The sequence below is a fragment of the Halobaculum sp. D14 genome, from assembly GCF_051195135.1.
GTDB lineage: Archaea > Halobacteriota > Halobacteria > Halobacteriales > Haloferacaceae > JBNTKA01.
The window spans coordinates 810,971-825,206 of the sequence record NZ_JBNTKA010000001.1 but is presented as its reverse complement, the minus strand read 5'-3'; the positions used below and the strand labels follow the sequence as shown (position 1 = coordinate 825,206).

At 71.3% G+C, this 14,236-nt stretch carries 15 protein-coding genes; 6 read left to right on the top strand and 9 right to left on the bottom strand.

Annotated elements, in window-relative coordinates; genetic code table 11:
* Nucleotides 1-28 precede the first annotated feature (28 nt).
* A complete protein-coding gene (locus tag ACQUST_RS04130) occupies nt 29-151 on the top strand; it encodes a hypothetical protein (protein ID WP_435125273.1) in 123 nt (40 codons plus the stop codon).
* A 93-nt stretch (nt 152-244) separates the two neighbouring features.
* On the opposite strand, the gene ACQUST_RS04125 is transcribed toward ACQUST_RS04130, so the two are convergent.
* The 7 genes from ACQUST_RS04125 to ACQUST_RS04095 all read right to left on the bottom strand — a co-directional run bounded on the left by ACQUST_RS04125 (nt 245) and on the right by ACQUST_RS04095 (nt 5,134).
* Nucleotides 245-952 carry a competence/damage-inducible protein A gene (locus ACQUST_RS04125; RefSeq protein ID WP_435125270.1) on the bottom strand — a complete coding sequence of 236 codons (708 nt, stop codon included), beginning with the start codon at nt 950-952 and terminating at the stop codon, nt 245-247.
* Between the two features lie 85 nt (nt 953-1,037).
* Entirely contained in the window at nt 1,038-1,838 is an 801-nt protein-coding gene (locus ACQUST_RS04120; protein WP_435125268.1) for a DUF5803 family protein, read from the bottom strand.
* The gene (locus tag ACQUST_RS04115; protein WP_435125265.1) at nt 1,835-2,506 is read right to left on the bottom strand and encodes a DUF2110 family protein; all 672 of its coding nucleotides are present in this window, start codon (nt 2,504-2,506) and stop codon (nt 1,835-1,837) included. The genes ACQUST_RS04120 and ACQUST_RS04115 overlap by 4 nt, the downstream gene beginning before the upstream one ends.
* Nucleotides 2,507-3,040 carry a transcription factor gene (locus tag ACQUST_RS04110; RefSeq protein WP_435125263.1) on the bottom strand — a complete coding sequence of 178 codons (534 nt, stop codon included), beginning with the start codon at nt 3,038-3,040 and terminating at the stop codon, nt 2,507-2,509. It lies immediately after the preceding gene.
* Nucleotides 3,041-3,104: 64 nt separating this feature from the next.
* Nucleotides 3,105-3,953, bottom strand: a complete 849-nt coding sequence (locus ACQUST_RS04105) for a transcriptional regulator TbsP domain-containing protein (protein WP_435125260.1) — start codon at nt 3,951-3,953, stop codon at nt 3,105-3,107.
* Between the two features lie 36 nt (nt 3,954-3,989).
* Entirely contained in the window at nt 3,990-4,736 is a 747-nt protein-coding gene (locus ACQUST_RS04100; RefSeq protein WP_435125258.1) for a methyltransferase domain-containing protein, read from the bottom strand.
* Nucleotides 4,733-5,134 (bottom strand): nascent polypeptide-associated complex protein, encoded by a 402-nt coding sequence (locus tag ACQUST_RS04095; RefSeq protein WP_435125255.1) that lies wholly within the window; start codon nt 5,132-5,134, stop codon nt 4,733-4,735. Before ACQUST_RS04095 ends, ACQUST_RS04100 begins: the two co-directional genes overlap by 4 nt.
* Nucleotides 5,135-5,235: 101 nt before the next feature.
* On the opposite strand from ACQUST_RS04095, the gene ACQUST_RS04090 reads away from it, so the two are divergent.
* Nucleotides 5,236-6,009, top strand: coding sequence for a creatininase family protein (locus ACQUST_RS04090; RefSeq protein ID WP_435125252.1), 774 nt, complete (start codon nt 5,236-5,238; stop codon nt 6,007-6,009).
* Between the two features lie 210 nt (nt 6,010-6,219).
* On the opposite strand, the gene ACQUST_RS04085 is transcribed toward ACQUST_RS04090, so the two are convergent.
* Together ACQUST_RS04085 and ACQUST_RS04080 are read right to left on the bottom strand one after the other, a co-directional pair.
* Nucleotides 6,220-6,879, bottom strand: a complete 660-nt coding sequence (locus ACQUST_RS04085) for an O-methyltransferase (protein ID WP_435125250.1) — start codon at nt 6,877-6,879, stop codon at nt 6,220-6,222.
* A 135-nt stretch (nt 6,880-7,014) separates the two neighbouring features.
* Nucleotides 7,015-7,470, bottom strand: a complete 456-nt coding sequence (locus ACQUST_RS04080; RefSeq protein ID WP_435125247.1) for a CopD family protein — start codon at nt 7,468-7,470, stop codon at nt 7,015-7,017.
* Nucleotides 7,471-7,577: 107 nt separating this feature from the next.
* Here ACQUST_RS04080 and ACQUST_RS04075 point away from each other — a divergent pair, with 107 nt between their 5' ends.
* The 4 genes from ACQUST_RS04075 (at nt 7,578) to menE (ending at nt 14,219) form a co-directional block, all read left to right on the top strand.
* Complete coding sequence (locus ACQUST_RS04075) at nt 7,578-9,260, top strand: acyl-CoA mutase large subunit family protein (protein WP_435125245.1); 1,683 nt, start codon at nt 7,578-7,580, stop codon at nt 9,258-9,260.
* Between the two features lie 150 nt (nt 9,261-9,410).
* Nucleotides 9,411-9,803 (top strand): methylmalonyl-CoA epimerase, encoded by a 393-nt coding sequence (gene mce / locus ACQUST_RS04070; protein WP_435125243.1) that lies wholly within the window; start codon nt 9,411-9,413, stop codon nt 9,801-9,803.
* A gap of 104 nt (nt 9,804-9,907) precedes the next feature.
* Nucleotides 9,908-12,325, top strand: coding sequence for a thermonuclease family protein (locus ACQUST_RS04065; protein ID WP_435125241.1), 2,418 nt, complete (start codon nt 9,908-9,910; stop codon nt 12,323-12,325).
* A 112-nt stretch (nt 12,326-12,437) separates the two neighbouring features.
* A complete protein-coding gene (gene menE, locus ACQUST_RS04060) occupies nt 12,438-14,219 on the top strand; it encodes an o-succinylbenzoate--CoA ligase (protein ID WP_435125238.1) in 1,782 nt (593 codons plus the stop codon).
* Nucleotides 14,220-14,236 lie beyond the last annotated feature (17 nt).

Below are 14,236 nucleotides of genomic sequence, written 5' to 3'. Positions count from 1 at the left end.
GCTGAGCGCGCCGGAAGCGCCGCTCACCATGAATCCGCTGCTGCTCGCCGCCGGCTCGGGCACCGCGCTGCCGACCGGGCCGGTCGCCGTCGTCGTGTTGGTCGTGAGCCTGCTAATCACCGCCGGCTGGCTGCTGTCGCTGTACCGCTGACGGACGCCCGGAGGCGGCGCGTCACGGTGACTGGCCGACCGGTCGCGCCACCGAACTTCTCGCCGCGTCTCGACCCGCCGTCGAGCCGGCGGTTCAGGAACCGTCGGTCGTCGCCGCCGGCGGTTCGACTCGGTCGCGGAGCCACGCGGCCGCCTCCCTGACTTCCGTCTCGTCGGTGCCCGTGAGCTTCACGCGGACGGTGTCCGACGGGTACGAGCCGACGGTGACGTCGAACTGGTCGCGGAGCCGCGCGAGCCTGTCGAGCAGCGTCGACTCCGCTTCGGCAGTCTCCACGGTCTCGGTGTGTCTGCGCTCGCCGACGAAGTCGTCCGCGACCGACGCGAACATCGACTTCATCTCCGCGGGGACGCCCGGGAAGACGTACACCGAGTCGACCACGCAGCCCGGCGCGACGCCGACCTCGTTGTGGAGCGGGCGCGCGCCGCGCGGCAGCATCGTGGTGCCGTCGTCGAGCTCGTTGCCGCTGTAGCCGCCGTGCTGAGTGAGCCACGCCTCGGCGTCGTCGTCGACGGCGAGCTCCCGGCCGAGCGCGTTCGCGACGCCCTCCATGGTGACGTCGTCGTGGGTCGGGCCGACGCCGCCGGTGACGACGACGGCGTCGTACTCCGCGCGGTACTCGTTGACGACGCGGGCGATGTCGGCGACGCGGTCCGGGACGGTCGTGACGCGCTCGACGTCGACGCCGCGGTCCGTGAGCTGCGTCGCGAGCCACGTCGCGTTCGTGTTCTCCGTGTCGCCGGCGAGCAGCTCGTCGCCGACGGTGACGATAGCGGCGTTCATACACGGACACAGCGCCGGCGGCCCGATAAGTTCCGCGGGCCGCAGCGGGGCCGGCTCCCACGGTCGCCGACCGGGAGCGGCGGCGTTACCGCATGCCGGGCGGCGGGTCGCGCCCGAAGTCGTCGTCTTCGATGTCGACGTCGAGGCCGAGCTCCTCGCGCTGCCGGCGGAGCTCCCGGATCTGGTACCGGAAGTACAGCAGGCCGCCGCCGCCGATGAGCGCGAGCAGGCCGACGAGCGCGGCGAGCATCCGCAGGTCGTTCATCGTGTAGAACTGGACGACGACGTGCTCGGCGCCGACGTCGGCCCAGGTGATGTGGAGGCGGCCGGCGTCGTCGACGCGGGTGTCGTAGTCGCCGGGGCTCACCTGCCCGAACACCGGCATGGAGACGCGGCGGTTCGGCGGCAGCACGACCTCGTACGAGCCGTCGACGTACGTCGGCAGCGAGAACCGCTTCGGCGAGCTGCTCGCCGTGAACGCCACCTGATCGCCCTCGACGTCGCCGGTGCCGGGGAACCGGATGACGACCGCCGACCGGGTCTGTTCGACGGCGCCGCGCTCCTGGAGCGTGGAGCCGTTGATGACGGTGCCGTTCGGGTAGCGGTACCGGACCGCGCGGACCGACAGCGGGTTCCGGCCGCCGAGGCCGTCCTCGCGGTACAGCGTCAGCTCCGAGCGGTTCACGGTGTAGACGGCCTCGAACGTCGCGTCGGTGTGAACCGTGATGTGCACGTCTGCGGACTGGTTCCAAGCGTAGCTGCCGCCGGCGGGCTCCTGGTCGAGTCGCTGGTCGGAGACGGAGCCGCCGAACACGCCGAGACAGCCCGACAGCAGGACGACGCCGACGAGCGCCGCCGCGGCGGCGAGGCGTCGACGGTTCGTCATGGGATGACGGCTTTCAGCTCCGCGGGGAGGTAGCCGCCGATGGCGGCCAGCAGCCCCGGCGGGTCCGTGTTTTCGGTGCAGATGATGCTCTGTTCGAGCAGCCCGAGCCGTTCGACCGTGACGATGTCCTGGGCGTGCCCGGCGCGGTTCACGGTGGCGCGGACCTCGGCGCGCGTCGCGCTGTTGACGTTGACGCGGCCGGTGCCGCGCGTCCACTCGTACAGCCGGTCGCGCGTCTCCTCTGCGAGCTCGTGGTCGCCGTCGTCGTCGTAGACGAACTTCAGCGGGACGTGCTGGACGATGCCGAACCGGTCGCGGATCTGCGACGGCGTCCCGGTGCCGAGCCCGAGCCGATCCGTGGCGACGTGGACGTCGCGGCCGGCGTCGATGATGAAGCCGTCGTCGTCCCACGCGCGCAGCGTCCCGGTGTAGACGTCGCCGTCCGTGAAGTGGTCCGTGATTTCGCCCCACTGCTCGCGCAGCACGTTCCGGGCGACTGCGGCGTCGTCGCCGGCGACGGTGACGGCGACGAAGTCGTCGCTCCTGACGCCGACGTCGGCGTCGACGTCGAGGTCGCCGAGCGCGTCAGCGACGAGCGACCGCATGCCGTCGAGCGCGCGGTCGCGGGCGTCGCCCTCGACGTAGCACTTCGTTGCGAGGACGACCATCTACGCGGACGCCTCGTCCCGTTCGACGTTCAGCTCGTCACGGAGCTGGTCGATGCGCCACTCCATCGCCTCGACGAGCCGGGAGTTCTCCATCGACTCCAGCGGGGAGCCGCACTCGGGGCACTCGAAGCCGAACTCCATCGCCTCCTCGAACTCGAACCGAATGGAGTCCACCTCACAGAGGTAGAACTGGTGGTCGGACTCGTACTCGCGGCGCTGCTCCAGCCCGTTGAGCAGCCGGTACATCTCCTCCTCCAGGTTCTCCGGGACGTTCTCGTAGTGGAACGTCCACAGGTACGTGAGCCACCCGGAGTCCTCGTCGCGGACGCGACGGTACTCCGCCAGGTCGTTCTCGTACAGGATGAACAGGGCGCGGCGGACGTCGTTCAATTCGAGACCGAGCTCCTCCGCGAGTTCCTCGTCGGTGACCTCCCCGTCCGGCGGCGCCGCGGCAACGGGCATGCCGGTGGGACCGACGAGTTCGTGGAGGTACTTCTGGATGACCGGGTCCTCCAGGAGTTCCTCAAAAGCCATTACCGGTAATCCGACGGGGATTCGGTTAAAAGCTCCGAATACGCCGGTGGCTCGGCTCGCGGCGCTACCGGTCGTCGAGCCGGTCGCGCGCCGCGTCGAACAGCGCCGCCGCCGGGACGTCCGCCAGTTCGTCGTCCGCGAGGACGAGCCGCTGTCTCGGCCGGCCGACGCCGTCCGGGATGCGTTCGGTGTCGACGACGCCGGCGGCGACGAGCCGCTCTTTCGCCCGCGAGATTTCGGTCCGGCTGGAGAAGCCGACGTCGCCCGCCCACTCGCCGAGGTGCATGGTGAGCAGTTCGTGCCGCGCGGCGACGAGCGTGCAGGCCGCGACCGGGTCGAGTTCGTCGCCGCGTCGGAGCGACGAGGCGCCGTCGAGCGCGTCCCGGAGCGTCGCCGCAGCGTCCGGCCAGCGCTCCGCGAACGAATCGAGCAGCGCGGTCCGGCCGGGAACGCCGACGTCGTACGGGTCCGCGGCCGCCCAGGCCTCGCCGTACTTCGCCCGCATCGCGGCCAGAAGCTCCGCGTCCGTCGTCGTCGCGGCGAGCACGTCGTCGCCGGCGGCGACGTGCGCGAAGACGGCGTCAGGTCTGACCGTGACGCTCTCCCGAACCGCGTCGGCGACCCGGACGGAGAGTCGGCCGGCCGCGACGGCGTCCGCGGCGGTCGACGCGGCCAGGAACTCGTCGAACACGGCGGTGCCGTCCGACGTGAGGAGCAGCCGGACGGAACCGTCGGGGGCGTCGTCGCCGAGCCGGTCGATGACCGCGCGAATCAGCGGCCTCGGCGGCGCGACCGCAAGTACGCGGGGCCCGGAATCCGGGGCGGAGCCGTCGCTGTCGGAACTGTCAGCGCCGTCGGAGCGGAGGAGACGGCCAGCGAGCGCGTCCGGCGTCACCGGCGGGCCGTCGACCATCGGTTCGTCTCTTTGACCGCCCTGATTTAATTTTACCTATCCGCTTCGTGCGAACAGGAGGTAGCCGGTGTGGCCGACCCCGGCCGTGCTGGGCCGAGTGCCGCGGTCGTCCACCTGCATCTGCCGCTGAATCGTCTCCAGCGTCTCGACGTCGCTCAAGCCCGCGTCGCGCGCCGCGAGTTCGGCGTCGCGGGCGTCCTCGACGAACGGGACGTACACTGCGCAGTAGCCGCCCGGAACGAGCAGGTCGGGCGCCCGTTCGACGACGTCCGCGGCGTCGGCGGTGTCGAGCGTCAGCAGGTCGAAGCCGTCGCCGCCGGTCAGTTCGTCGAGTTCCTCGGTGACGTCGCCCGTGCGGACGTCGACGGCGTCGGCAACGCCGGCGAGCCGCATGTTCTCGCGGGCCACGTCCGCGAACCCCGGGTCCTGCTCGTAGGTGACGACGTCAGCGCCGATGCGGCCGAGGTAGCCCGCGAGCACGCCGGTTCCGGTCCCCGCGTCGAGGACGCGGTCGCCGGACTGCGCGCCGACGTGGCCGACGACCAGCCCGACGTCTCGCGGCATCATCGGCGCGCCGGTGCGCTCGAAGTGGTTGAACAGGTCGGGGCCGCGGAGCGCCCGGACCAGGAACCGCTCGCCGAGGTGCGTCTCGAGGACGTCGCCGGACTCGGCGTCCTCAGGGACGGTGAGCACGCCGAGGTCGGTCTGCAGTTCGTCGCCTGCGGCGCGGAGGTACTCTCGGTCCGAGTCGACGTGGACCAGGAGGAACGCGGTGTCGCTCACTCCAGCCGGGAGATGGCGGCGGCGAGGTCGCCGTCCTCGGCTTCGAGCGCCTCCCGCGCGTCCGACTTGCTCGCGCCGGCGCGCTGCGCCACGATTTCGACGTCGTCCTCGGGAATCCCGTCGTCGCCCGACGCCTCCGTCTCGCCGGACTCGACGGCGCCGGCAGACTCGGCGGACGCGCCGCTCTCGCCGCGAGGCTGGGAGGTCGGCTCACCGACCACCTGATACGTCTCCTGCCCCTGCGCGTCCATCTTCGTCACCTGCGCGCCGTCGAACACGAGCTCCTCGTCGGCCGTCCGGATGACGACCTCCTCGGCGTCGATCTCGGTGACGTCGATACCCATCTGCTTCATCATCTGCTTCATCTTGCGCGGGTTCATCCCGCCGCCTCCGAACATACGCGGACGGTCGGCGGGGCGGAGCAAAAGCGTGGCGAACCGGCGAAGCCGTCGCCCGCCGACCCGGACGTTTCTTCCGGCGACGGACCCTCCGCGGAGCCATGCAACTCGCAGACGAGACCTGGCCGGAACTCGGTGAGGCGTTCGACCGGGCTTCGACGGCGGTGGTGCCGCTCGGCTCGACGGAACAGCACGGCCCGCACCTGCCGCTCGCGACCGACGCGCTCATCGCGGAGGCGCTGGCGGAGGCGGCCGCCGACCGGGCCGACCTGCTGTGTACGCCGCCGGTCCGTATCGCGGTGTCCGAACACCACCGGCAGTTCCACGGGACGATGTGGGTCGAACCGGGCGTGTTCCGCGACTACGTCGAGAGCTTCACCCGGAACCTCACGTACCACGGCGTCGACCGCGTCGTCTACGTGAACGCCCACGGCGGAAACGTCCAGCACCTCCGCGAGGTCGGACGGCGGCTCCGCCGGGACGAGACGGCGTACGCCGTCGAATGGATGTGGGACGAGTCGATTCCGGAGCTCGTCGACGACCTGTTCGAACACAACGGGCCGCACGGCGGCCCGAAGGAGACGGCGATGGTGATGCACATCGCCGAGGAGCTGGTGCGGACCGACCAGCTCGAATCGGCCCGCGACGGCGGCCGCGTCGACCTCGCGGACGCCGACACCGTGCGGCACGGCTCGCGGACGTTCTACGACAGCATCGACAACTCCGAGAACGGCGTCTTCGGCGACCAGACCGACGCGACGCCGGCGGACGGTGCGGAGCTGTTCGAGGCGGCGACCGACCAGCTCGTCGCGCTGCTGGAGTGGCTCGACGAGCAGCCGTTCGCGTCGCTCATGCCGGAGCCGCACGTGGAGTGAGGCCGACCGCCGCCGCGACGCGGCGGTCGCGACCCGAGCGTTGCGGCGCTGTCCGTTGGCGAACAGGCGGCACCGGCTCTCCCCCGCCGCGTCTGTGCCGCACAACCGTTGTACGCGGCGGGGCTGTCGTCACCGCATGCGGCGGGATGGCCGCGGCTTCCGCCGTAAACTCTCGCCCCACCGGGGTCGCGTCGAGGGACGACGGCTCAGCTACTCGGTTTTCGTGGTGACCGCGAGCCCTTCGCCGACGGGCACCGCGGCGGTTTCGAAGCCGTCGGCGTCGCGAACAGCGTCGAGGTAGTCGGCGACGCCGCGGGAGAACTCGTCGTCCGCGTCGACGGCGTCCGCGTCGCCTTCGAGGTGCGCGAGCAGCGCGTCGAAGTCGACGGGGCCGGCCATGACGTTGTCCGCGACGACGACGCCGCCGACCGGCAGTTTCTCGCGGACCGCGTCGAACGCGTCGCGGTAGCGCTGCTTCTGGTGGTCGACGAGCACGACGTCGAACGGGCCGCCGTAGCGCTCGACGGTCTCCATCGCGTCGCCGTGTTCGAAGACGCAGCGGTCGGCGAGGCCGGCGTCCGACAGGAACTCGCGGCCGGCGTCGAGTTCGTCGGCGTCGAACTCGGTGAGGACGACTCGGTCGGCGCCGCCGCGGAGGAACCACGACGCGGAGTAGCCGAAGCCGGAGCCGAACTCGAAGACGGTTTCGGCGTCAGTGAGCCGCGCGAGCAGCCGAAGCACCGCGCCCGCCTCCGCGCCGATGGACGGGAAGTCGTGCTCGTCGGCGAACGCCGCCATCCGTGCCTGCACGTCGGTGTGTTCGGGGCCCGCGGCGCGAACGAACCGAGAGACGTCGCTGGGGAGAACCATACGCGCCGATTGTCGGGCGGCCCCGTGAGCCTTCGGGTCACCCGCCGGACGGAACCGGAGAAGCGACGGAGTCGTCGAGCGGAGAGTTGCCGTCGGGCGGAGCGGTCGGCGGCGACTCGGACACTCAGACGGCCGTTACAGCCCGGGGCTGGCGAGGTAGCCGCCGAGAACGAGCAGCACGACGCCGACGGCGCTGGCGGCTTTTAGGAAGGCGTCGGCGTCGCGGGCGCCGGTGCGGACCTTGTCCTCGTCGAGCGCCGAGCGCGCCTTGCTGGCGCCGACTTCGACGAGGCCGGCCATGACGAGCCACAGCGCGAGCATCGACAGGACGACGTGGCCGTCCGGCGGCGTGAACAGCCCCTCGGAGCCGTACACCTCGGCCGCCATGTGGCCGCCGGTCGCGACGAAGACGACGGCGCCGACGCGGGTGAGCGTCGACAGGCCGTCGGTGACGGCGCTGAACGTTTCCGGGGCGATGTCGCCGGCTTTCGCGAGCGGCAGCAGTTTCCAGGTCGCGAGCACGACGCCGCCGACCCAGAGCCCGGCGAACAGCGTGTGGAGAACGTACGCCGCAGTGAGCGCCACTGACATGGTACGTGGCTGTGCCGGCACCGGCTTAAATCCCGGCGACAGCGACCCGGCGGCGTGCCGCGGGCGGCGTCGAACGTTTGAAGCCGTCGGGCCGTCATCGGTCGTGCATGTTCGACCCCGACGACCTGGCGGAGATCCGCGAGGCGAAACGGGAGTGGGAGGCGGAGACGCTCTCGCCGACGCTGGACCGGTTCGGGGAGCGGGAAGAGCAGTTCACCACCGACACCGGCGGGCAGGACGTCGACCGGCTGTACACGCCCGAGGACGTCGCCGACGTCGACTACGAGGAGGACGTCGGCTTCCCTGGGGAGGAGCCGTACACGCGCGGCGTCTACCCGACGATGCACCGCGGCCGGCTGTGGACGATGCGGCAGTACGCCGGCATGGGGACCGCCGCGGAGACGAACGAGCGGTTCAACTACCTCATCGACCAGGGGTCGTCGGGGCTGTCGATGGCGTTCGACCTGCCGACGCAGATGGGGTACGACTCGGACGCCGCGATGGCCGCCGGCGAGGTCGGGAAGTCGGGGGTCGCCATCGACTCGCTGCAGGACTTCGAGCGCGTCTTCGACGGCATCCCGCTCGACGAGGTGTCGACGTCGATGACCATCAACGCGCCGGCGTCCGTGCTGCTCGCGATGTACGTCGCCGTCGGCGACCGGCAGGGCGTCGACCGGGAGGCGCTGCGCGGCACCATCCAGAACGACATCATGAAGGAGTACATCGCGCGGAACCTCTACATCTATCCGCCGGAGGAGTCGATGCGGCTCATCACGGACATCTTCGAGTTCTGCACCGCCGAGGTCCCGAACTTCAACACCATCTCCATCTCCGGCTACCACATCCGCGAGGCCGGCTCCACCGCGGCCCAGGAGGTCGCGTTCACGCTCGGAAACGGCATCGAGTACGTGCAGGCCGCCATCGACGCCGGCCTCGACGTCGACGAGTTCGCGCCGCAGCTCTCCTTTTTCTTCAACGCCCACAACAACATCCTGGAGGAGGTCGCGAAGTTCCGCGCCGCGCGGCGGATGTGGGCGAAGATAATGGAGGAGCGGTTCGGCGCCGAGAACCCGAAATCGAAGCAGCTGAAGTTCCACACGCAGACCGCCGGGTCGACGCTGACCGCCCAGCAGATCGAGAACAACGTCGTCCGCGTGGCGTATCAGGCGCTCGCTGCGGTGCTCGGCGGGACGCAGAGCCTCCACACGAACGGGAAGGACGAGGCGCTGTCGCTGCCGACCGAGCAGTCGGTGCGGACGGCGCTGCGCACCCAGCAGATTCTGGCGCACGAGTCGGGCGCCGCGGACACCATCGACCCGCTCGCCGGCAGCTACTACGTCGAGAGCCTCACCGACGGCGTCGAGGAGGAGGCGTTCGGCATCCTCGACGAGATCGACGAGCGCGGCGGGATGCTCGACGCCGTGAAGAGCCAGTGGGTGCAGCGGCAGATTCAGGACACTGCGTTCGAGCGGCAGCGCGAAATCGAGGAGGGCGAACGCGTCATCGTCGGCGTCAACGAGTTCGAGGTCGACGACGAGCCGCAGGTCGACCTCGAGTCCGTGAGCGAAGAGGAGGAGCAGGCGCAGGTGGAGCGGCTCGAAGAGCTCCGGCAGTCCCGCGACACCGAAGCGGTCGACTCGGCGCTCGACGCGCTCCGGGAGGCCGCCCGCGGCGACGACAACGTCATGCCGTACATCGTCGACGCCGTGAAGGCGTACGCGACGGTCGGCGAAATCTGCGGCGTGTTCCGCGAGGAGTTCGGCGAGTATCAGCCCGGCAGCGCGCTCTGAAACCGGGGAGCAGACCGGCAGGCCTGACGGACCGGATGGACCGAGCGCCCGAACTGGACGAACCGGACTCCCGAACTGGACGAACCGGGCGTCCGAACTGGACGAACCGGGTGGACGTAGATTAATGGGGCGAGCGGGTCACGCCTCGGTATGCACTTCGACCACGTCGGCGTCGCGACGGACGACGCCGCGGGGCTGGCTGCGCTGTTCACCGACCTGTTCGACGCCGAGGTGTCCCACGAGGAGCAGTTCGACGGCATGACTGTCGTGTTCGTCGCGGTCGGCGACGTCTACGTCGAGTTGCTCGAGCCGCTCGACCCCGACTCCGGCGGCGCAATCGCCCGGTTCCTCGAACGGAACGGCCCGGGGATACACCACGTCGCGGTCGCGACCGACGACGTCCGCGCGGCGCTTTCGACCGCCCGCGACCTCGGCGTCGACCTCGTCGACGAGGAGCCGCGGCCGGGCGCGTGGGGCCACGAGGTGGCGTTCTGCCACCCGGCATCGACCGGCGGGGTGCTCGTGGAGTTCGTCGAGCACTGACCGGCGACCGACTCACTTCGTCAACGTTTCCCAACGCACCCCAACAGGATATTTTATATATTCTTCACCGTGGATTTATGCCGGTCGGCTCGCGTTCGACGGCCGTGCAACGACGCACCTTCCTCGGGGCGGTCGGGGCGAGCGCGGGGGCGTTCGCCGTCGCCGGCCGGCCCGTCCGGGCAGCGACGGATTCGGGACGCATCGAGCAGCTCGTGTTCGACTCGACGGCGAGCCTGCTGAACGCCGACGGCGACCCCGTCGCGGCCGACGCGGGGTACGTCGCGGTCCGAGCGGAGTCGACCGCGAGCAACACGAACGCGGACGGGAACGGCGGCGCGGAGGCGGCCGTGTCGTACCCGGCGGACCGGCCGATTCCGCTCGTCGCCGCCGCGGACGGCGTCGTCGGCTTCGGCGCCCCGATCGTCTCCGACGACGCGGAGTTCAACGCCGGCAACGAGGAGTTCGTCCTGTCGGTGCTCGACGACGTCGTCGGCTCCGGCACCGTGCTGTGGGACGACAGCCACGGCCAGTACTACAACTCCGGGCGGCACTCGGAGTTCATCGACTACGCGAACGGCAACGGCTACGACGTCGCCGGCACCGACGACCTGCTCGCTGACCTGCCGGACGCGGACGGCGTCGTCGTCACGTCCGCCTCCGAGTCGTTCACGGCGGCGGAACTGGACGCGCTCTCGTCGTTCGACGGCGGCGTCCTGCTGTTCACGCAGTCGGACTACGGCGACTACGACGCGACCGCGAACATGAACGAGGTCGCGGCGGCGCTCGGCGCGCCGTTCCGGTTCAACGACGACCAGGTCGTCGACGACGCCAACAACGCCGGCGTCCCGTTCGTCCCGGTGACCGACCGGTTCGACCCGGACTTCGACTACTTCGCGGACCGACCCGGGCTGGACTTCGAAATCGACCCGTCGAAGACGTACACCGTCGACGTCGTCTCCGTCACCGACGGCGACACCGTCGACGTCCGGTTCCCGTCGGGCTACGAGGACACGGTCCGGCTGGTCGGCATCGACTCGCCGGAGGTGCCGGCGGCCCGCGACGCCGAACTCGCCGAGGAGTGGGAGGGCGTCGAGTCGTACGACTACCTCGGCCAGCAGGGCACCGCCAGCTCCGCGTTCGCGACGCAGGCGCTCGGCGGCGCGACGGTCGACCTCACGTTCGACCCGAACGAGCCGCTGCGCGGCGACTACGGCCGGCTGCTCGGCTACGTCGCCTACGACGCCGACGGCGACGGCGGCCGCGACACCGACTACGCGACCCGCGCCGTCTCGGCGGGCCGCGCCCGCGTGTACGACTCGGGGGCGAGCCGCCACGACGACCTTCTGAAGCGGGAGCTTCGAGCCCGGTTCGAAGGCCGCGGCGTCTGGGCGCAGTCGGACCCGGAGGCCTCCTCCGAGATTCGGAACGGACCGGTCGACGAACTGTTCGCTCCGGAGGCCGCGACGGTCGCGACCGCCGACGGCCGCATCGACGACGAGCGCGTCCCGGTGTACGCCGAGTCGTCCGCCGAACAGCGCGGCGGCAGCGTGCGCTACGACGACCTGCCGCTGGTCGGCGTCGACGCCGACAGCCGCGTCGCGATGGTGGCGACGCCGCTGCTCGACGACGACTACGAGCAGTCGCAGGGGTTCCCGGCGGACACGTCGGGCTACGGGAACTTCGCGTTCGTCACGAACCTGCTCGACGCGCTGTCGATGCGGCCCGGCGCCGTCGTCAACGACGGCGGCCACGGCCAGTCCGGCGTCCCGCTCGGCCTCGACGGCGAGGACCTCCCGTTCTACATGCGCTACCTCGAAGGCGTCGACACCGGGCTGGAGCAGGTGAACGACCTCGGTTCCGGGATTCTCCGGCTCGGCAAGGCGCTGCTGGTCACCGCCCCCGCGGAGCCGTTCACCGACGACGACCTCGACCGGGTCCGGTCGTTCGTCCGACGCGGCGGCGCGGTCATCCTCGTCGGCGGCGCGCTCCCCGCGGCGCAGCGCCGCCACCTCAACGACGTCGCGGCCGCGCTCTGCTCCGACCTGCGGCTGAACGACGACCGCGTCGTCGACCCGGCGTCGAACCTCGCGGGCCGCGAAACAATCCCGGTCACGTCGAACTTCGACGACGACTACCAGCTGTTCAGTCCGGCCGGCGGCCACGGACGCGGCAGCGGCGACGACGGCGAAGACGACGACAGCGAGAACGGACGCGGCCGTAGCGACAGCCCGCTCAGCGGCGGTCGCGGCTACGGACGCGGCGGCGTCTGCCGCGCCGACGGCCACGGAAACGGATCGGGGAACGGCGGCGGCAAGCCGGGACGCGGCAGCGACGGCGACTGGCCGCCGGGTAACGGCAGCGACGGCGACTGGCCGCCGGGTAACGGCAGCGACGGCGACTGGCCGCCGGGCAACGGTACCGGCTCGGGCTCGTTCGACGACGAATCCGACGGGCAGTCGGGGCGCGGCGGCGACAGCGACGGCGACGACGAGTCCAGCCTCGTCGGCGGTCTGCTCGGCTGAACGCCGCACCCCTCTTTTGTGCGTGTCGGCGCCGACCCGCGGGGCGCCGGCGTCGACGCCGGGCGCGACGCGAAGGCGAAAGACCAGTAACCCTCCTCCGCGACGAACCGGTATGCGCGATTGGCTGTCACACCGTGCCGCGACGACGCCGGACGCCGAGGCGCTGGTGACCGCCTGGTCCGGCACGCGGTGGACGTACGCCGACCTCGACGCGGCGGCCGACGAGATGGCCGGCCGGTTCGCCGGGCTCGGCGTCGAAGCCGGCGACCACGTCGGCGTCGTGATGAGCAACCGCCCGGAGTACGTGACGCTCGTCCACGCGGCGATGCGGCTCGGCGTCCGGCTCGTCCCGCTCGGTGACCGGCTCACTGCGGCCGAACTCGCCCCGAAACTCGACGCCGCGGACGTGACGACGGTGCTGTGTGACGCCGACACGGAACGGGCGGCCGTCGAAGCGACCGCGAGCGGCATCGACGCCGACGAGGCCCGAGGCGACGACGCCGCCCGCGACGCGGACCCGAACGGGAACGCCGAAGCGGACGAGCGAGACGAGAACGGTGCGGACGAGAGCAGCGTGGACGAGAGCGACGGAGGTGGCGGGCAGGAGGAGGCCGGTTCGGGCGACGCGCCGAGGCCGTCGATACCGGTCGTTTCGGTGGACGAACCGCAGTGGGAGCAGGTCGCACACCTCCGGACGACGGAGCCGGCGGCGTTCGAGTCGGCGACGTGGTCGCTGTCGGACCCGCTGTTGATGCTGTCGACGTCCGGGACGACCGGCGACCCGAAGCTCGTCGTGTTGCGGCTGCAGAACGTGCTCGCGTCCGCGGTCGCGTCGGCGTTCCGGCTCGGCGTGCAGCCCGGCGACCGGTATCTCGCGACGCTGTCGCTGCACCACACCGGCGGCATCATGCCGCTGTACCGCGCGGCGCTGTACGGGACGAGCGTCGTGCTCCGCCGCGAGTTCGACCCGGGCGGCGCCGCCGACGACCTCCGCGAGTACGACGTCACCGGCGTCTCGCTGGTGCCGACGATGCTCCAGCGGATGCTGGACGCCCGCGGGACGCTGTCGGACTCGCTGCGCGTCGTGCTGCTCGGCGGCGCGCCGGCGCCGGACGACCTCGTCGAGCGCTGCCGGGACTACTCCGTCCCGGTCCACCCGACGTACGGGATGACGGAGACGGCGTCGCAGATCGCGACCGCGCGGCCGCAGGAGGCGTTCGACCGCGTCGGCACCGTCGGCCGGCCGCTGTTCTGGATGGACCTCTCGGTCGTCGACGACGACGGCGACCCGGTCCCGGACGGCGAGTCCGGCGAACTCGTCGTGAGCGGCCCGGCCGTCGCCTCGTCGTACTACGGCGACCGCGGCGGCGACGCCTTCGTCGGCGGCGCGCTCCGCACCGGCGACGTCGGCTACCGCGACGACGACGGCTACGTGTACGTGTTGAACCGCCGCGACGACCGCATCATCACCGGCGGCGAGAACGTCGACCCCGGCGAAGTCGCCGCCGTCATCCGCGAACACGCCGGGGTCCGAGACGCCGCGGTCGCCGGCGTCCCCGACGAGGAGTGGGGCGAACGGGTCGCCGCGCTCGTCGTCCGCGACGACCCCGACCTCTCCGCCGCCGACCTCGAATCGTTCTGCCGCGACCGACTCGCCGGCTTCAAACTCCCGCGGACCGTCCGGTTCACCGACGAACTGCCGCGGACCGTCTCCGGAACCGTCGACCGCACCGCGCTCCGCGACCGCCTCAGCGACGACGACGCGGAGCCCGCTGCGGACGCTGACGGCGACGCAGAACCGAGCGCCGACACCGACTCAGGCACAGATTCCGACCCGGCCAACGATGCCGGCACGGACGCTGAAGTCGACACGGACGCTGGTGACGACGAATAAGGCGAAGCCTAGCGCGA